Annotated in this window: 15 protein-coding genes; 8 read left to right on the top strand and 7 right to left on the bottom strand. The window is 71.8% G+C overall.

Annotated elements, in window-relative coordinates; all coding sequences use genetic code 11:
* Positions 1-19: 19 nt before the first annotated feature.
* The 3 genes from ACFYV1_RS01495 to ACFYV1_RS01485 all read left to right on the top strand — a co-directional run bounded on the left by ACFYV1_RS01495 (position 20) and on the right by ACFYV1_RS01485 (position 2,699).
* Positions 20-1,549: a helix-turn-helix domain-containing protein gene (locus ACFYV1_RS01495; RefSeq protein WP_389393300.1), complete on the top strand. Its 1,530-nt coding sequence runs from the start codon at positions 20-22 to the stop codon at positions 1,547-1,549.
* 42 nt (positions 1,550-1,591) lie between these two features.
* Positions 1,592-2,086: a hypothetical protein gene (locus ACFYV1_RS01490; protein ID WP_389393299.1), complete on the top strand. Its 495-nt coding sequence runs from the start codon at positions 1,592-1,594 to the stop codon at positions 2,084-2,086.
* A 94-nt stretch (positions 2,087-2,180) separates the two neighbouring features.
* Positions 2,181-2,699 carry a GNAT family N-acetyltransferase gene (locus ACFYV1_RS01485; RefSeq protein WP_389393298.1) on the top strand — a complete coding sequence of 173 codons (519 nt, stop codon included), beginning with the start codon at positions 2,181-2,183 and terminating at the stop codon, positions 2,697-2,699.
* Positions 2,700-2,853: 154 nt separating this feature from the next.
* Here ACFYV1_RS01485 and ACFYV1_RS01480 read toward each other — a convergent pair whose 3' ends face one another.
* Positions 2,854-2,985 carry a hypothetical protein gene (locus ACFYV1_RS01480; protein ID WP_389394616.1) on the bottom strand — a complete coding sequence of 44 codons (132 nt, stop codon included), beginning with the start codon at positions 2,983-2,985 and terminating at the stop codon, positions 2,854-2,856.
* Between ACFYV1_RS01480 and ACFYV1_RS01475 the strand changes: the two genes are divergently transcribed.
* Together ACFYV1_RS01475 and ACFYV1_RS01470 are read left to right on the top strand one after the other, a co-directional pair.
* Positions 2,975-3,577 carry a helix-turn-helix domain-containing protein gene (locus tag ACFYV1_RS01475; protein ID WP_389393297.1) on the top strand — a complete coding sequence of 201 codons (603 nt, stop codon included), beginning with the start codon at positions 2,975-2,977 and terminating at the stop codon, positions 3,575-3,577. The two genes, ACFYV1_RS01480 and ACFYV1_RS01475, sit on opposite strands and share 11 nt — an antisense overlap.
* A gap of 131 nt (positions 3,578-3,708) precedes the next feature.
* A complete protein-coding gene (locus tag ACFYV1_RS01470; protein WP_389393296.1) occupies positions 3,709-4,590 on the top strand; it encodes a class I SAM-dependent methyltransferase in 882 nt (293 codons plus the stop codon).
* A 199-nt stretch (positions 4,591-4,789) separates the two neighbouring features.
* Here the strand turns inward: ACFYV1_RS01470 and ACFYV1_RS01465 are convergent, their stop codons facing one another.
* Positions 4,790-5,566 carry a MerR family transcriptional regulator gene (locus ACFYV1_RS01465; protein ID WP_389393295.1) on the bottom strand — a complete coding sequence of 259 codons (777 nt, stop codon included), beginning with the start codon at positions 5,564-5,566 and terminating at the stop codon, positions 4,790-4,792.
* On the bottom strand, positions 5,563-6,660 hold the full coding sequence (locus ACFYV1_RS01460; RefSeq protein ID WP_389393294.1) for a serine hydrolase domain-containing protein: 1,098 nt from the start codon (positions 6,658-6,660) through the stop codon (positions 5,563-5,565). The genes ACFYV1_RS01465 and ACFYV1_RS01460 overlap by 4 nt, the downstream gene beginning before the upstream one ends.
* A 285-nt stretch (positions 6,661-6,945) precedes the next feature.
* Here ACFYV1_RS01460 and ACFYV1_RS01455 point away from each other — a divergent pair, with 285 nt between their 5' ends.
* Positions 6,946-8,592 carry a PHB depolymerase family esterase gene (locus tag ACFYV1_RS01455; RefSeq protein WP_389393293.1) on the top strand — a complete coding sequence of 549 codons (1,647 nt, stop codon included), beginning with the start codon at positions 6,946-6,948 and terminating at the stop codon, positions 8,590-8,592.
* A gap of 136 nt (positions 8,593-8,728) precedes the next feature.
* Here the strand turns inward: ACFYV1_RS01455 and ACFYV1_RS01450 are convergent, their stop codons facing one another.
* From ACFYV1_RS01450 to ACFYV1_RS01435, 4 genes are read right to left on the bottom strand one after another with little or no spacing between them, the layout of a single operon-like run.
* On the bottom strand, positions 8,729-11,983 hold the full coding sequence (locus ACFYV1_RS01450; RefSeq protein ID WP_389393292.1) for an SAV_2336 N-terminal domain-related protein: 3,255 nt from the start codon (positions 11,981-11,983) through the stop codon (positions 8,729-8,731).
* 11 nt (positions 11,984-11,994) lie between these two features.
* Positions 11,995-13,014, bottom strand: coding sequence for an AAA family ATPase (locus tag ACFYV1_RS01445; RefSeq protein WP_389393291.1), 1,020 nt, complete (start codon positions 13,012-13,014; stop codon positions 11,995-11,997).
* A 49-nt stretch (positions 13,015-13,063) separates the two neighbouring features.
* Complete coding sequence (locus ACFYV1_RS01440; protein WP_389393290.1) at positions 13,064-15,298, bottom strand: trypsin-like peptidase domain-containing protein; 2,235 nt, start codon at positions 15,296-15,298, stop codon at positions 13,064-13,066.
* A gap of 2 nt (positions 15,299-15,300) precedes the next feature.
* Entirely contained in the window at positions 15,301-15,699 is a 399-nt protein-coding gene (locus tag ACFYV1_RS01435; protein WP_389393289.1) for a CU044_2847 family protein, read from the bottom strand.
* Positions 15,700-15,879: 180 nt separating this feature from the next.
* Between ACFYV1_RS01435 and ACFYV1_RS01430 the strand changes: the two genes are divergently transcribed.
* Together ACFYV1_RS01430 and ACFYV1_RS01425 are read left to right on the top strand one after the other, a co-directional pair.
* Positions 15,880-16,599, top strand: a complete 720-nt coding sequence (locus ACFYV1_RS01430; protein WP_389393288.1) for an alpha/beta fold hydrolase — start codon at positions 15,880-15,882, stop codon at positions 16,597-16,599.
* A gap of 92 nt (positions 16,600-16,691) precedes the next feature.
* Positions 16,692-17,153: an SPW repeat protein gene (locus tag ACFYV1_RS01425; protein ID WP_389393287.1), complete on the top strand. Its 462-nt coding sequence runs from the start codon at positions 16,692-16,694 to the stop codon at positions 17,151-17,153.
* Positions 17,154-17,258 lie beyond the last annotated feature (105 nt).

Below are 17,258 nucleotides of genomic sequence, written 5' to 3'. Positions count from 1 at the left end.
GTGAGATAGCCTCCAGGGCATGGCAGACGACTACCTCGTACGTATCGGCAAGCTCATCCGTGACGCGCGTCAGCATCGCGGCTGGACACAGACGCAGCTTGCCGAAGCGCTCGGCACCAGCCAGAGCGCGGTCAACCGGATCGAGCGCGGCAATCAGAACATCAGCCTTGAGATGATCGCGCGCATCGGTGAAGCGCTCGACAGCGAGATCGTCTCCCTCGGCTACGCCGGACCGATGCATCTGCGGGTGGTCGGCGGCCGCCGGCTCTCCGGGTCCATCGACGTCAAGACGAGCAAGAACGCGTGCGTGGCGCTGCTGTGCGGTTCGCTGCTCAACAAGGGGCGCACGGTGCTGCGCCGCGTCGCCCGGATCGAAGAGGTCTACCGTCTGCTGGAGGTCCTGGGCTCCATCGGTGTGCGCACCCGCTGGATCAACGACGGCCGCGACCTGGAGATCGTGCCGCCGGCCGGACTCGACATGGCCGCCATGGACGTCGAGGCGGCCCGCAGGACCCGGTCCATCATCATGTTCCTCGGCCCGCTGCTGCACCGGATGGACAACTTCCGCCTGCCGTACGCCGGGGGCTGCGACCTCGGGACGCGGACCATCGAACCGCACATGATCGCGCTGCGCCGCTTCGGCCTCGACATCACGGCGACGGAGGGCATCTACCACGCGGTGGTGGACCGTTCGGTCTCCCCCGGCCGCCCGATCGTGCTCACCGAGCGCGGCGACACCGTGACCGAGAACGCGCTGCTGGCCGCCGCCCGCCACGACGGCGTCACCGTCATCCGCAACGCGTCCTCCAACTACATGGTCCAGGACCTGTGCTTCTTCCTGGAGGCGCTCGGCGTCAAGGTCGAGGGGGTCGGCTCGACGACGCTGACCGTCCACGGCGTGCCGAACATCGACGTCGACGTCGACTACTCCCCCTCCGAGGACCCGGTCGAGGCGATGAGCCTGCTGGCGGCCGCCGTCGTCACCGAGTCGGAGCTGACGATCCGCCGGGTGCCGATCGAGTTCCTCGAGATCGAGCTGTCCGTACTCGAGGAGATGGGCCTCGACCACGACCGCACTCCGGAGTACGCGGCGGACAACGGACGCACCCGGCTGATCGACCTGACGGTACGGCCCTCCAAACTGGAGGCGCCCATCGACAAGATCCACCCCATGCCGTTCCCCGGCCTGAACATCGACAACGTCCCGTTCTTCGCGGCGATCGCGGCCGTCGCCCAGGGCCAGACCCTGATCCACGACTGGGTCTACGACAACCGCGCGATCTACCTGACGGACCTCAACCGCCTCGGCGGCCGCCTGCAACTCCTCGACCCGCACCGGGTCCTGGTCGAGGGCCCGACCCGCTGGCGCGCCGCCGAGATGATGTGCCCGCCCGCCCTGCGACCGGCGGTGGTGGTGCTGCTGGCGATGATGGCGGCCGAGGGCACGTCCGTGCTGCGCAACGTCTACGTGATCAACAGGGGCTACGAGGACCTCGCCGAGCGGCTGAACTCGGTGGGCGCGCAGATCGAGATCTTCCGCGACATCTGATTGTGCGGTGGGGCGTGCGAAAGGCCGTCTAAGCTCGGTCTCATGGGCGAAGATCATGAGACCGAGCCGGTCTTCATCCGCTCGAGGTGGGGGACGAACCGATATGTCTACAACCCGGCCAACCCGGCGGGACTTGTCCTGATCGCCTTCTCGCTGCTGGTGGCGGGCGGGGTGATGTACGGCCTCCGGGACGGTTCGTCGTGGAGCGAGGGCGAACTGCACGACGCCGTGCATACGGCTGCCGCGAGCCTGGAGGCCCGTCCGCAGCTGATGGACGCCTACAGCGGCGGTTACCAGGAGTTGATCCGCCGGGAGATCGAAGCCGCCGGCGAGGGCCCTGAGTACGGAGGGGTGAACGTCGCACTCGAGGAGTACGTGGACGACGGTGCGGGGGCGCCGGCCGGGTCCCACTTCGAAGTGGGTGCCGATGACGTCGAGGATCTGTACTGCCTGCGCATCTCGCCGCCGGAACCGGAGACCGTCCTGTCGAGCGTGACCGTCCGCCTGTCGGTGTCGGTGACGGCGGGCCGATGCTGACGGCCGTCCGCCGCGGGCGCCGTTCCTGCCCGGCCCCCCGTCCGCACCGGCGGCACCTGGCGCGCCCCGTCGTACCTCCGCAGGAGGTCGCGGCGTGAGCGGCATCACGGCCCGGCCCATCAGCACCGCGCGGCTCGACCTCGTGCCGCTGCTCGTCGAGCACGCCGAGGAGATGGCGACGGTGCTGGACGACCCGGCGCTGCACACCTTCATCGGCGGCGCTCCGGAGACTCCGCAGGGCCTGCGCTCGCGCTACCGGCGGATGGTCGCGGGCTCCCCCGACCCCGCCGTCTCCTGGCTGAACTGGGTGGTCCTGCTCCGCGAGGATGCGTGCCTGGCGGGGACGGTGCAGGCGACGATCAGTGCCTCCGACCACGGGCCCGTCGCCGAGATCGCGTGGGTGGTGGGAACTCGGTGGCAGGGGCGCGGGATCGCCTCCGAGGCCGCCCGCGGGCTCGTCGCCGGGCTCCCTCGGCAGCATGTGGGGACCGTCGTCGCGCACATCCACCCCGAGCACCGGGCGTCCGCGGCTGTGGCCGCCGCCGCCGGGCTCGCCCCCACCGACGAATGGCACGAGGGTGAGCGCAGATGGCGGCGGAGCCTCGGACCGTGACGCCGTCCCGGTCCGCTCCCGGCGAGGAACGAGGGCACGGACCGGACGTACGCCGGTCCGTGCAGTCCTGTCATCGGGCCGCGCCGGGCTCGATGCCCCTGCCTCGTCGGCCGCCGCACCGCACGACGCGGTGCCCGGGGACGCGCCGCGATCGTCAGGAGTCGGCGGTGCGGCTCCCGGCGGCGAGTGCCGCGTCGGAGGCGAGGCCGCGGCACGCGTCGGCGGGCCCTCCGTCGGCGGCTTCCGGGCGAGCGGGATTGCACCACGGGCATACGATGTTGCCCATGGCGCAAGGAGACGAAGAGCTGGACAGCCTGGTCCGTAAACGGATTCGCGCTCTGCGGGTCGCGCAGGGCTGGTCACTGGAAGAACTGGCCACCCGCGCCCGGCTCAGCCAGTCCTCGCTGAGCCGCATCGAGAACGGGCAGCGCCGCCTCGCCCTGGACCAGCTCGTCACCCTTGCCCGCGCCCTGGACACCACCCTCGACCAGCTCGTGGAGACCGCGAGCGACGACGTGGTCAGCAGCCCGATGATCGACGCCGCCCACGGCCTGATGCGCTGGCCCATGAAGGGCGAACCCGGCATGACCGTCGTGCGCCAGCGGATGACCGAGCCGCCGCCCGACAATCCCGCCCGGATGCGGGCACACCCCGGCCGGGAATGGCTCGTCGTCCTGTCCGGCACCGCGATCCTGATGCTGGGCCACCGCCGCTTCCGCGTCGAGACCAACCAGGCCGCCGAATTCCCGACGATGATGCCGCACGCCATCGGTGCCGAGCGGGGACCGTGCGAGATCCTGGGCATCTTCGACCGCGACGCCCGCCGGGGACACCAGCGCGACGACGGCGACTCCGGGGCCCGCAGCGCCGCCGAGTGACACGTCGCCGAGCCGCCCGGCACGCCCGCCACGCAGGTGCGTCTTGCGCGCCCGGCAGCGCAACCTGCCATCGCCTTGCGTAAAACGAAAGAGTCCATGCCGCAGGGGCATGGCCGTCCTACGGTGGTGGCATGACCCAAGCACACCCGCACCTCCCCCACCACCCTCACCACGGCGCACCGCACAGCCACGACCAGCAGCAGGACGCCGACGGTCAGGCCGAGATCCTCGACCTGGACGCGGAGGTCCTCGCCGAGCACATCGCCGCCATCACCTCATGGCTGCCCCTGAAGACCGCCCCCCGCCATTTCGTCGACCTGGGCTGCGGCACGGGAACGGGCACCTTCGCCCTCCTCGACCGGTTCCCCGAGGCACACTTCACCGCCGTCGACGCCTCCCCCGTACACCTCCAGCGCCTGTCGGAGAAGGCGTGCGCACGGAACACGGGCGACCGCGGGCGCACCGTGCAGGCCGACCTCGACGCCGCCGAGTGGCCCGACCTCGGCACGCCGGACCTGGTGTGGGCCTCCGCCTCGATGCATCACATGGCCGACCCCGACCGCGCACTGCGCAAAGTCCACGACATGCTCGCGCCCGGCGGCCTGTTCGCCCTCGTCGAGCTGGCCGGCTTCCCCCGCTTCCTGCCGGAGAACGCACCTGCGGACCGGCCCGGTCTGGAAGACCGCTGCCACGCCGCGACCGACCGCTTCCACACCGAACACGTACCCCACCGCGGAGCTGACTGGGGACCGATGCTGACCGCCGCCGGATTCACCGTCGAGGGCGAGCGCACCATCGCCGTGAACATCGAGGGCTCGGGCAATGATGCCGTGGCCCGTTACGCCCTGGGCATCCTGACACGCATCCGCGGCGCCGCCGCCGAATCACTTTCGAGCGAGGACCTCGCCGCGCTCGACCGGCTGCTCGACACCCGCGGCCCCGACAGCGTCCTGCGCCGCGACGACCTCTCGGTACGCACCGAGCGCACCGTCTGGGCCGCTCGCCGCAGCTGACACACTCCGCGCCACCGGTGATCCGAACAGCACGCCCGACCCGCGCGTCGCCCCCACCGGGTTCGGCTGCGTCGCGAACGGCCGATCGCGTAGGGAGACACGATGAAGGCCTTCGGTACCTCACCGACCTCCGGACGAACGAGGTCGCGTGGCGGGCCCCGGCCTGACGCGCGGCCTCTTCGGTGGCATGAGGATTCCGTCATCGGTGCGGCACGGGTACGCCTGCCGAGCGGAGTTTGGTCTCGGTGAGCGCGGTCAGCCGGGCCGCGACCGGTGCCTGGTCCTCGCGGTGGTTGTTGATCAGCTTGTACTGGGCCGAGGCCTCGGCCCATGCCCGCAGGCTGGCTTGATCCCCCAGCAGCGCGGGGTTGGCGAGGTAGCGATCGGCCATGGCCGTCGCGAGTTCCTCGATCCTCGGGTCGTCCGGCTCCCAGGTCTCCGCCTCCCAGCCTCGCTTGCACAGGCCGACGTACTCGGGGTCGTCCAGCCCGTGTTCGAGCTGCGCCAGGAAGCCGTCGAAACCCTCCGGCACCAGTGCCCGGGCCAGCACCAGGGCCTCGCGTTGCGCGGCCACGTAGTCGGGGCTGAAGCCGAGGCCGGGCATCCGGTCCAGGACCGCGCAGGCACGATCGGGCAGCAGGACCCGGTCGCCGTCGGCCAGCCGGTGCAGCGTGTCGCGGCGGGCGACGAGCTCATCGATGCGTTCGGTGAGCTGCCGTTCGACGTCGACGAGCGCGGCGCCGAACTGCGCGGCGTCGGCGTCGAGCATGGGCCCGATCTCGGCCAGCGGCACGCCCGCGGCGGCCAGCGTCCGTACCTGCACCAGCTGCAGCAGCTCGCCGGATCCGTACCGCCGATAGCCGGAGCTGTCACGTTCCGGCTCCGCGACCAGGCCGAGCTTGTGGTAGTGCCGCACCGTCTTCACCGTGACGCCGACGAACGACGCCGCCTGCCCGATCGTGACCCCGTTCCTCATCGGCCCAGCCTGCCGCAGAACACCGCGTCGACGAAACGCTGCTGGGCGGTCAGGAACGCCGGTGCTGTCGACAGGTCGGCGTCGTCGACCCAGGTCAGTCCGGCGGTCAGGGTCCTGCTGCCGTCGGGGGTTCCGTACATCAGCGCCGCCGAGCCCATGGTGGCGCCGTTGTGGTGGTAGACGGTTCCGCCTTCCGTCTCCTGTGCGAACACTCCCAGGCCGTAGCCGGCCGTCGCCTCCGGCGTGCGCATCTCGGCGAGCAGTTCGGCCGGCAGGAGCCTGCCGCCCATCAGCGCGGAGAAGTACGTGTGCAGATCCCCGGTTGTCGAGATCATGTCGCCGCCGGCTCCGACCCAGGACGGGTTCTGACGGGTGACATCGACCGTCCGCTCCTGCCCGGCGTCCTTGTAGCGGTAGTAGCCGTGGTTGTGCGGCTCGGGGATCTCCGGCGAGGCGCCCGGCGCCACGGTGCCGGTCATCCCCAGCGGCCCCAGGAGCAGCCGCTGCAACTCCTCGGCGAACGGACGGCCGGTGACCTTCTCGATCACCAGTCGGGCCAGCACGTAGTTGGTATTGGCGTAGCTCCAGCCCGTACCCGGCGCGAACCGCGTCGGCTTGGACAACGACAGCCGTACCAGCTCCTCGGGCAGGTAGGTCCTGAACCGGTTGTCCACCCACTCCTTGCCCTGCCAGGGGACCCCCGGAACGATCGTCCCGTCCTCGTAGAGCTCGCCGGTGTGGTTGAAGATCCCGCTGGTGTGCTGCAGCAGCATCCGCACCGTGATCCGCCGGTCGAGACCGAACTCGGGCAGGTAGTCGTGGGCCGGGGCGTCCAGGCGGATCCTGCCCTCGGCCACCAGCAGGAGCGCCGAGGTGGCGACGAAGTTCTTGGTGCTGCTGCCGATGCGGAAGTGACCGTTCGTCAGCGGCACGGCGCTCCGGCCCAGCTCGCGCAGACCGGCACTGCCGACCCACTCGCCCTGCTCGTCGTTCACCCGGACCTGGATCCCTACGAATCCGGACTCGGCCAACTCCCGGAGGGTCTGCCGGAGTTCCGTACGATCCTGTCCCTGGCCGGAAAGGTCGGTGGACATGTTGCTCCTTCACATCGGTTGTACCCGGGTCGGCGTCGTGCCGATGCGATGAGCCTCCACCCTGCCCCAGGGTCAACCTCAACTGTGATCCGGCCCACAGTCATGCCCTGCGGTCGCGACGACGGACGGCCGAACGTGCGGGCAACCGCCATGGCCCGTCAGCCGATTGTGGTCGCGGAGCCCATATACCGGGCCGTCACCTCGCCCTAACCTCCCGGCAACCTGACGCGGCGCCACAGGAGCGGTGGCTCCGCCGTCATCCCCCACACTCCCCTGGGAGGGCCCATGAGATCGTCGCCCGTCGGCCGGTTTCTCCGGCTGACCACGCTGCTGCTTCTGACAGGTGCCGCACAGGTACTCCCCACGACCGGCCCCGCGACGGCGGCCACGGACACCGCCACCGTGGCCGCCCCCGTGCCCGTGCCGGGCGAGCTCCGGCAGCACGACATCAGCGGCGTCTACAGCGCCGGCATCTCGTCCGGCGGCTACATGGCGACCCAGCTGCATGTGGCGTACTCCGGGACGTTCGACGGGTCGGCGGCATTCGCGTCCGGCCCCAACTACTGCGCGCAGAACAACCTGAACAAGGCCCTGCTCGCCTGCATGGACACCGTGCAGGGGCTCGAGCTCGACAAACTCGAACAGACGACGCGGGACTGGTCGGCCGCCGGCCTCATCGACCCGGTGGCCAATCTCGCCGGTGACCCGGTCTACGTGTTCAGCGGCTCGAACGACTCCACGGTCAAACGTCCGGTGGCCGACGCGCTGGCCGCGTACTACGGACGATTCGGTGCCGAGGTCCTCTACAACCGGAGCACCCCGGCCGGGCACGCCTGGATCAGTCCGCTCGGTCCGAACTCCTGCACGGTCACGCGGACGCCCTGGATCAACGACTGCGGCTTCGACGCGGAGCGCGACCTCCTCGGCCATCTGCTCGGCCCGGTCGGCACCCCGGCCGGCAGCCCCGGCGGCACGCTGACGCAGTTCGACCAGAACCGGTACGCACCGGGCGGGCAGGCCGGGCCGATCTCCATGGACGAGAAGGGCTTCGTCTACGTCCCGAGGAGCTGCGCGGACGGCGCGACGTGCAGCCTCGTGGTGGCGCTGCACGGCTGCAAGCAGGGGTACTCCTACCAGGGATTCGGCACGCGGTTCATCGACAACGCCCACCTCAACGAGCACGCCGACACCAACGGCCTGATCGTGCTCTACCCGCAGGCGGTCGCGACCACCACGCTCGACAATCCCAACGGCTGCTGGAACTGGTGGGGCTACCAGGGCGATTCCGCCTACGCCCGGCACGGCGGCAGGCAGATCGAGACGATCATGGCGATGGTGGACGCCCTCGGCGGCGGGACGGCACCGCCTCCCGCCGGGCACAGGCTGACGCTCGCGAGCACGGATGCTCAGGACGGCTACGTCAAGGCCGCGGCCGACGGCTCCGGCGCGGCGGTCGGCACCCTCGAGGACTCGTACGGCCTCGCGGTGGGCCGCGGCAGTGACGGCAGGTTCAACCGGTCGTTGCTGTCGTTCGACACGTCGCGCATCCCGGCGGACAAGGAGGTCACTCGCGCCTTCGTGACGGTGACCCGCAGCAGCTCCTCCGGTGACCCGTGGGCCTCTCCGCCGGGCAATCGGCTGCTGGTCGACGTGCAGCGCGGGTGTCTCGGTGGCTGTGCGGTGGAACCCGCCGACTGGTCCGCCGAAACCACCGCGGCGGGGGCCGCCGCGATCGCCGCCTTCTCCACCGGCAGCGCGGACTCCGGGGACCTGTCGGCGACCGGGCTCGCCGCGATCGACAGGAACGGTGTCACGCAGTTCCGGCTCCGCTTCGAGGCCGACCAGACGACGAACGCCTATCTGTTCCTGAACAGGGACGAGTCGGCGACTTTGACGGTGGAGTACGGGGAGGAGGCGTCACTCTCGGGATGAGTTGGGCGACGCCCGTCCCGTCCCTTCCCGTCCTGTCCCGTCTCCTCTCGTCTCCTCTCGTCTCCTCTCCGAGCGGGCCGGTCCCGGGAAGGCACGGGACCGGCCGTCGTGCCGACCGCGACCGGAATCAGGAGCCTCAGGACCGGAACCGCTCGTCCTCCCCCTCGTACCCCGTGCTGAAGTGGACCGGCCCGGGAGCGGACGCGGCGTGGAACACCGCGCCCGTCCCCGGCGATCCTGCGTCAACGCCCGGTGCCGACAGGTCGATCCGGGTGGGCAGCAGCTCCAGGAGGTCCTCGCCCGCCCGGTCGAAATCCTCGCCGAACAGGATCAGGTGAATGCCGAGGCGTGCGCCGGATTCCGCGACCTGCCGCAGGGCGGTACGCAGTTCCGGCACCAGTGCCATGATCCGGGGGAAGTCCTCCACGGCCACCACGAGGCGCGGCAGCCGGGGCAGGAAGGACCGCTTGGCGGCCTCTTGCTCCAGCACTCCGATGTCGTGGTAGCCGGTGGCCCTCTCCAGCACCTCCCGGCGCCGTTCGATCTCCCGCAGGAGTCTCGCGCACAGTGCCAGGGCTCCTGTGCCTTCGTGCCCGGAGTCGTCGCGCATGCCGAGGAAGGACGAGCCGCTGACGCGGTCGATGAACTGCTCGAGACCGCTTCGGCCGTCGAAGTCGGCGAGGAGCAGCTCGATGCCGGTGAGCGCCTGCCGTGTCAACTGCTCCAGCACACGGCGCAGAAGTTCCCTGCGTGCGCGGGCCGGACCTCCGCGGCCCAGCAGATGGGGGCCCTGACCGCCTCGGTGTTCGCTCTCCAGAGCCAGCCGCACCGGGTTCAGCTCGGTGTCGAACCCGAGGACGACCGTCAGCGGGTGACGCCCCGGATCCCCCTCCAGGGCCAGGGAGTCGAGTGCCTGGAGCAGCACGCCCGCGGTGGGCCGGCGGGCAGGGTCCGGTTGCAGGCAGGCGCGGAGGATGCCCACGAACGCGGGCTCGAGCCGCCCCTTCACCGCCGCGAGGGCGTCGGGAACACTGCCTTCGTAGTCGGGGCCCGTCGCCGCCGCGACCAGGACGCAGCCGAGCGCGTACACATCGGCTTCGGGCGACGGTGCGTCCACGCCGTCGGTCATTTCCGGGGCCCGGTAGGCGGAGTGCTGCCGATGACGGGACCGGTGCGGGCTGGGCCGGCCGTCCAGTGACGCCGTCATCCAGCCGGTGATCAGGGCGTCGCGTCCCGCGATCAGCACGCTTCTGGGTGTCAGGGACCCGTGGGTCAGTCGCGCCTCGTGCGCCCGGGTGAGAGCTCCGGCGAGCTGGCGGGCCACGGCGAGCAGCCCGGCATGGTGCAGCAGCCCGTGGTGCCGCGTGAAGCCCACCAGGTTCGGGGCCGGCTCGGAGGTGCCGTCGAGTGCGCACTCGACGGCGAGCCACGGCCGTTCCACGCTGACGTCCCAGGCGGTCAGCCGGGGCGCGTGGACGCCGTCCATGCGCTTGAGCGCGGCGACCTCTCTGGTCACGAGGTCCTCGGCGTGGGGCCGGCCGGGCATGCGGATGACCAGTACGCGGCCCTCGCCGTCGTGTGCGAGGAACATGCCGATGCTCGACCAGCCTCCTTCGTGTTCGGCGAACACGTCGTACGGCGGGGCGCCCCGTCCGCCGAACCGCGGATCCATGACCGTCAGCCGACGCCAGTCCGTCAGCTCCGGGTCCAGCTCGAAACCGGGGGGAAGCTCCCGCAGTTCCTCGCCGGGACGGGGCGGCGGCGCCGCCGGCTCGGAGGGTTCGGGAGACGAGACGCCCAGTCTGCGCTTGAGTGTGTCGTCCACCCAGCCGAACGGCTGCCGCGCTCCGGACCGCACCCGGTCCGCTCCCTCGGGGTGCGGCAGCCATGCGGGAAACCCGGCCGGGGAGCCGGCGAGATCACCGAGGTGTGCCGTCACCGCACGCGTGGTGCGCATCAGTTCGGGCGGCGGCACGGTGCCCAGCAGGATCTGGCGGGTCTCTTCCGCGAAGTCGAAGGTCTTCTGGTGCGGGAGGCACTCCGTTTCGTCGGCGCCGTGCATGAGCCCGCCGAGGAAGACCTCCGCCAGGTGGGACGTGTCGACCGGCGGCGTCATGGCGTGCTGGACGAGCCGCATCACCGGCACGGGAACCGGTGCCACGGCGGCCAGGTGCGCCGCGAGGCGGTAGGCCTCCGGGGAGGCCGTGTCCCGGAACCGCAGGACCACCTGCTCCGCGTCGGACGGCCGGCCCCGGTGAGAGCCGTACGTGCCGGTGCCGGTGGCGGTGGCCGGGAAGGCGAGCAGAGGCAGCACGGCGCTGTCCCCGGGGGAACCGATGAGCCGGGCCCAGGTGCCCACGCTGTCGTCGTCCGTGGTGAGCACCGGGACGGGCACCCCTTCGTAGGGGGCCAGTTCGGCGGGGAGCACCGGATCCTCGATGTCCCAGGACCGGTTGGCCGCGCCTCTGCGCCGTGTCGTCACCTTCCACTGCCGGACGTCGATGCCCGTGCCCGCCCACAGCCGCCGGGGAAGCGCGTGCACCAACGCCGTGGGCCCCGCGGACGCGGCCCTCAGCAGGGCGTCGTGCATGGATCCGTCCCGCCATGCGCGGCCCACCCCGTCGCTCACGACGAGCAGCAGCGTGTTGCCCGACGGATCGAGCACCGTGGACATCGGCAGGGTCGCGTCGCCGGAGTCGTACGGACGGCCGCTCAGCCGGGGGGCCTCTTCGCCGCGGGTGTCGAGGCCGTGGACACGTACATGGCGGAAGGCGCCACAGCGCTGCAGCAGCCCGAGCAGTTCTCCGGCGAGCCGCTGCCAGAGCAGCATCGAGACGCCGTCGTCGACGAGGACCGCCAGGTCGAGCCACTTGGTCGTCGCCGGGCGGAGCACGACTTCGGGAAGGCCGGTCTCCGCCATGGCCGTGACCGTGGCGTCGATGTCGACCTCGGTGCGCAGGGCGTCGGGACGCAGCTGTTTCAGGGGGCGCAGGGCCCGTCCGAGGCGGAGCTCCTCACCACCAAGCGCCTTGACTCCCGGGGCGCGTACGGCCATGGCCGCCCGGTCGGAGTGGGCGTCCCTGCGGCGGGCCGCCGGGGCGGCGTGGAGGCCGGTTCCGGTCGTCTCCCGGGGAGTCGGGCCGTCATCGGTGTCCGGGGCGGTCGTCTGCTGCCGGTCCTCGTCGGACGGCCGGGGGGCGGCCACGGCGGGGGCGGCCTCGTCCCGCCGGACGGTCGCCCGGTTGCTCGGCCCGGCCGCGGCGGCCACCCGCGCCAGCGCCGTGGCGGCCGCCGGGGGCAGGCGGCCCGCCAGCCACAGGGCGTCGAGGAGTTCTTCGGCGTCGAGGGGCTCGCCGTCGCCGGACAGGACGGTGCGGACCCTTCGCAGCACGGGCCCGTCGCTCACAGGGTTCTGCCGAGGCGGTGCAGTACGGCGTCCAGCAGGCCGTCCGCGTCGAGTTCGACGCCCCCGCGACGCAGGAAGACGGCGTTGAGCAGTTGGTCCGTCGCGAGTTCGCCACGTGCCCGGCGGGCGAGGAAGGCGCGCATCAGGTCGTCGACGCCGTCCGTGCCGTCGTCGCCGTTCGCGTCCAGGTGGGCGGAGACGATGGCACGCAGCCGTTCCTCGTCCGGTTCCGGGAGGTCCAGCCGGACACACCGGCGGAGGAAGGCGGGCGGGAAGTCGCGTTCGCCGTTGCTCGTGATCACGACGACGGGGAACTCGGAACACCGGACCTGGCCACGGACGACGTCCGTCCATGCGTCGGGGTCGGCGGTCATCACGGTCACGGTGCTGTGCTCCTCGGGAAGCCGCGCCAGTTCCGGGATTTCGAACTCGCCCTCCTCGAAGACGTTGAGCAGGTCGTTCGGCAGGTCTACATCGCCCTTGTCGAGTTCGTCCACGAGGAGCACCCGTGGGGACTTCGACGGCACCAGTGCGGTGCCGAGGGGGCCGAGGCGCACGTACGAGCCGATGCCCGGTTCCTCCGCCGGGGCGTCCGTGTGCCCTTGCGGATCGCGTCTCATGTTCGTCTCGCGGAGCCGGCCGATCGCGTCGTAGCGGTAGAGCGCTTCCTGGAGGGTGGTCCGGCTGTTGACCGGCCAGTGCAGGACGCGGCCCAGGGAGAGTTCATGGGCCAGGGCGTGGGCGAGGGAGGACTTTCCCGTCCCGGGGTGCCCGGTCACCAGCAGCGGTCTGCGCAGCAGCAGCGCGGCGTTGACGACGTCCGCCTCCTGGTGGCCGATCAGGTACGGGCGGTGGCGCCGGACGCCGCCCGTCTCCGGTGCCCCGAAGCGCCGCCACGGCGGCGCCTCGGGGAAGGCGACGCTTCTGGCCCGGCCGTCGCCCTTGAACAGCCGCCAGTCGGCGTGCTGCCCGTCGTCGGTCGCGCCGTGGTGCCCTCCGGGGGCCTGGGCCGTCATCGGATGTCCGCTCCTTGTCGTGGATCGTGCGTCGGTCGGGCGTCGGCTGTCATGGCGGGTCCGCGAGGTGCAGCGGACCGGGCAGCGGCAGTTCGGCGTCGTGCCAGACGAGGGCGGGTCTCGCCGCCGAGGGGTCCGCCCCGGCGCCGTACACGACCGATCTGAAGTTCTGGAGCCGTTGCGGGAGCTTGTCCAGCGGGCCGGTGGGGTCGAGATCGTCCATGCGGGCCGCGTCGTCGTGCGAGGCGGCGGCCCTGTCCCACAGGACGACGGGGACGCCCATGGCCAGGCACACGGGCAGCAGCGGGGCACGCTGCCGCGGCGGGCCGTGGAGCACGACCCGTGCGGTGTCGTGGTGCTCCTTCTTCAGCAGTTCGTAGAGGCGATGGACGTCGGTGGACGGCTCGGAGACCACGAGGGCACGGGGGTCCTCCGCAGCCCATCGCCGCCGCATCTCGCCGGCTGCGGTCGGGATGCGGCCGGTGAGTTCCGGGCAGCGGAGGGCCACCTGGTAACGGCTGCCCAGAGCCATGCCGAGCCCGGTGACGTCCGGGAAGACGTTCTGGAGTTCACCGAGCTCCGGCAGGATGTCCCCGAGTTCGTTGCCTGTCTCCCAGCCGTCCACGGGGAGCTCGAGATCCGCGGGACCGACGACGACGTCCACCTGGGAGGGAGCCGGCTCGTCACCCACCCTGCTGCCTTCGGCGGTTCTGCGTATGAGCCGGCCGATCTCCTCCGGTGGCAGGGGTTCCTTGGGAACGGCCACGCTCACACGCGTGCCGTCCTTGTGGCTGAGCCACAGCTCGCACAGGAACTGCCCCGGCCGGTCGGGGCCGGCGGCCGCGAGGCGGGTGACGATCCTGGCCACGGCGGAGGGCCGGTGAGCCGCCCACGCCTCGGCGTCCGCGCGTCGTTCCCCGAGGGCCGACGGGCTGATGCCCAGACGCCGGGCCACCCGGTCGCACCAGGATCGCAGTTCCTCGCGGCTCCGGGCACCGGCTGTGGCCGCGGCCGTGAACTCGGCCAGTCTGAGCAGCGCCGGGACGGGAGTGGAACGTGCCGGGCCACCGCGTCCGTCGGGGTAGTCCTCGAGGGCGAGGACGACCGTGTCGACGTCCGCCTCGGTCAGTCGCGAGGCGTGCGCCAGCGGGGCCGGGAGGGTCAGGAACCGGAGCGCCTCCCTCGCGGCGCGGGCGATCAGGCCGGGGTCGGCCACGACGACCGCGCGCAGGGCCGTGAGGAGCTGCCGGTGTTCGGTGAAGGACAGCAGCCGGACCTGGCCCTCGATGCGTCCGAGTGCCAGCAGGCGGCTCAGCGCACCGCGGCAGAACGTGTCGCGCTCCGCGACAGGGGCCAGCGACTCGGAGAGGGTGGCCAGGGCGCGGTCCTCGGTCAGCAGCACGGCCGCGAGCTCCTCCAGCGAGGGAGTCGGCGCCCCGCCGCCGCTCGGCGGTTCACAGCCGAGGTGGGCGGCGAGATCCCGGCAGTGGTCGGCACGCCTGACCGGATCGTCCAGCAGCGTGCGCAGCAGTGGCAGCACCGCCTGCACGGACGCCTCGTTCGCGCCGCTGCCGATGGGCCCGTTGCGCCGCACGACCTCGCATTCGTCGACGACGTCCGCGGCACCGGCGCGCGCCAGTTCGTCCCGTACCGTCTGCCAGGGCACCGCCCAGCCCCGCCGCACCGTCTCCTGCGCCCGGAGCGCCGCCGCGTCCGGCATCACCTGCGCGACGACCAGCCCGGCGACGGTGGAGTCGGACCGCACCCACAGCGGGCCCCCGCTGTAGCCGGGCCCGATGGCGGCACCCGTCAGGGCGCCGTCGAGATAGCAGCAGCCGTCGTCCTGGTACCCGGCCACGGTGTCGGCGTAGGTGATGCCCGCCCCGCCGCCGTGCCAGGCCCGCAGCTCCATCCCTTCGGCCATCTCCCGCCACACCACGGGCCTGGTCCAGTCGGGGGCGGGCTCCTCGAGGTCCAGCACGGCCAGGTCGCCGTCCCACACGATGCTGTCCGGCCGTCGCTGGGGCGGCAGCCACAGCGACAGGCGGGCGGTTCCCCTGCCTCTGGCGGCCTCGGCCCCGTAGAAGGCGATGCTGAACGCCCGGTCGTCGTCGGGCTGTTCCGCGTTCAGCAACTGCCGCCCCATGGCGTCGTTCACCACATGCGCACAGGTGAGGAGACGGCTGGGAGAGAGCAGCACCGCGGCGCCCGCGGCCCTGGAGTCGCCCTCGCGCAGCAGTGCCGTCTGCGAGCCGGGCGTCGCCCGGCGGTGGAACCATCCCATCCCTACGCCCTGGGGGCTTCGCCGGTGCTCTGGTTCCAGGTCGCGCTGACGGTCATCGTCGCCTGGCCGTTGGCCCCGACGATGCCGAGCTTGAAGTCCTGGCCGATCTGGATGCCGAACTCGACCGTGAGTTCCTGCGGCGGGTTGTCGGTGCCCGTGACGGCGGAGTGCACCTCTTCGAGCAGTGGCCCGAGGGGACGCAGCGCGGTCCGCAGGACGTCCTGGGCGAGCGTTGCGGCTCGCCCGCCGCGGGCGACGGGGGTGGCGGTGCCGAAGCCGTCGGGCAGGTCGGGCTCCGCCACGGCGTCCACGGGAACGGCGAGCGGCGCCGGCTCTCCGGCGTCGGCCAGCTCCACACGTAACGCCGCGCCGCCGAGGTCGAGTTCAAGGTATTCGGGCATGCCCCGCATTCTGCACGAACACCGAGGCCCGGTGCGTCGAATGGTGCAAGTACGGCCTCGTTCCCGGTCCTGTCCGGCGGCGTCCGGGCCGGGGGCGCCGGTGCGCGGCGGGCCGGTGTCCGACCGGGAGGCTACGTCGCCACCCGGCCCCTGTCGGACCGGGACGCTACGTTGCCGCCCATGACGAATTTCGTACTGGTGGCGGGCGCGTGGCTCGGAGCATGGGCATGGGACGAGGTGGCTCGGGAGCTGCGCGCCGCCGGACACGGGGTGCATCCGGTGACGCTCTCCGGGCCGGCCGACCGGCAGGGTGTGCCGGCCGGGCAGCAGACGCACGTACAGGACATCGTCGACGCTGTGCGGCAGCGGGATCTGCGTGACGTCGTGCTCGTCGGGCACAGCTACTCCGGCATCCCGGTCGGCCAGGCCGCCGAGCGGATCGGCGACCGGCTCGCCCGCGTGGTCTTCGTCGACTCGGAGGTGCCGGTCGACGGGGAGTCCTTCGCCTCCGGCTTCTGGCAGGGCAGCGCCGTGCTGGAGGCGGCGATCGACGCGAACGGCGGCTTCTGGGCGACGCCGACCGCCCCCGACTGCGCGGGTCAGGGCATGACCGACGAGCAGATCGCGCGGTTCGTGGCCGGCTCGACGCCGCACCCCGGTGCCACTCTGACCGAACCGGCCGTACTGGCGCGCCCGCTCGGCGGGCTTCCGGCAACGTACGTCAAGTGTCTGCTCGACGGCGCCGAGCCGAACGGCACCGTGGCCCGGCTGCTGGCGGGTGGGCACTGGCGGCTGGTCGAGATGGACACGGGGCACTGGCCGATGTTCTCCGAGCCGCGGGAGCTCGCCCGGATCCTGCGCCGGGCGGCCCTGCCGCAACCGTCCGGAGCGACCGGCTGAGACACGGAAATTGTGTATTGACCGGCCGCGGAGAGAGGCGTTCCATGGACATAAAGGACACATAAGGCTGCTGGTAGGAGGCGGCGTCCACCATGACCACGCACGCAGACATCGAGCAACACCCGGACCTGGCCGAGATGCGGTCCCGCTTCGAGCGGGCGACCAGCACTCCGCGCGCCCAGGCGATCGAGACTTTGGCCCTCGTCACGGGCCTCTACCTGGCGGCCTCGCCTTGGATCGCCGGCTTCAGCGGGCTGACCAACCTGGCCATCTGCAACCTGATCACCGGCATCGCGTTCGCCCTGTGCATGGGCGGGTTCAGCTCCGCGTACGAGCGCACCCACGCCATGGCATGGACAGCGTGCGCCATCGGCGCATGGACGATCATTTCCCCCTGGGTCGTTGCCGGTGAGATGGACACGACTCGCAGCGTCGTCAACAACGTCATCGTCGGTGCGGTCGCGCTGCTCTGCGGCCTGGCCATGGCAGCCGCGGCCGGCAAGCGGAGCGGAGGCGGCCGCAGGCGCGGTCCCGGCCCGAGCCCCATCAGCTGACCGCCGGACGTCCGGTCGAGACAAAGGCCCCGGCGAAGGAGCACCGGGGCCTTCCCCCTGCCCGTACGGCGCGAGTTGATCAGGCGCCTCGGCGCGGGTGGATCA

Source organism: Streptomyces sp. NPDC003023 (assembly GCF_042888225.1).
Classification (GTDB): domain Bacteria; phylum Actinomycetota; class Actinomycetes; order Streptomycetales; family Streptomycetaceae; genus Streptomyces.
This window is presented reverse-complemented; position numbering and strand designations above follow the sequence as displayed.

Coding starts and splice junctions, on each gene's coding strand:
- ACFYV1_RS01495 (WP_389393300.1), top strand. CDS start 20: ATGGCAGACGACTACCTCGTACGTATCGGCAAGCTCATCCGTGACGCG.
- ACFYV1_RS01490 (WP_389393299.1), top strand. CDS start 1,592: ATGGGCGAAGATCATGAGACCGAGCCGGTCTTCATCCGCTCGAGGTGG.
- ACFYV1_RS01475 (WP_389393297.1), top strand. CDS start 2,975: ATGTTGCCCATGGCGCAAGGAGACGAAGAGCTGGACAGCCTGGTCCGT.
- ACFYV1_RS01480 (WP_389394616.1), bottom strand. CDS start 2,985: ATGGGCAACATCGTATGCCCGTGGTGCAATCCCGCTCGCCCGGAAGCC.
- ACFYV1_RS01470 (WP_389393296.1), top strand. CDS start 3,709: ATGACCCAAGCACACCCGCACCTCCCCCACCACCCTCACCACGGCGCA.
- ACFYV1_RS01465 (WP_389393295.1), bottom strand. CDS start 5,566: ATGAGGAACGGGGTCACGATCGGGCAGGCGGCGTCGTTCGTCGGCGTC.
- ACFYV1_RS01460 (WP_389393294.1), bottom strand. CDS start 6,660: ATGTCCACCGACCTTTCCGGCCAGGGACAGGATCGTACGGAACTCCGG.
- ACFYV1_RS01455 (WP_389393293.1), top strand. CDS start 6,946: ATGAGATCGTCGCCCGTCGGCCGGTTTCTCCGGCTGACCACGCTGCTG.
- ACFYV1_RS01445 (WP_389393291.1), bottom strand. CDS start 13,014: ATGACGGCCCAGGCCCCCGGAGGGCACCACGGCGCGACCGACGACGGG.
- ACFYV1_RS01440 (WP_389393290.1), bottom strand. CDS start 15,298: ATGGGATGGTTCCACCGCCGGGCGACGCCCGGCTCGCAGACGGCACTG.
- ACFYV1_RS01435 (WP_389393289.1), bottom strand. CDS start 15,699: ATGCCCGAATACCTTGAACTCGACCTCGGCGGCGCGGCGTTACGTGTG.
- ACFYV1_RS01430 (WP_389393288.1), top strand. CDS start 15,880: ATGACGAATTTCGTACTGGTGGCGGGCGCGTGGCTCGGAGCATGGGCA.
- ACFYV1_RS01425 (WP_389393287.1), top strand. CDS start 16,692: ATGACCACGCACGCAGACATCGAGCAACACCCGGACCTGGCCGAGATG.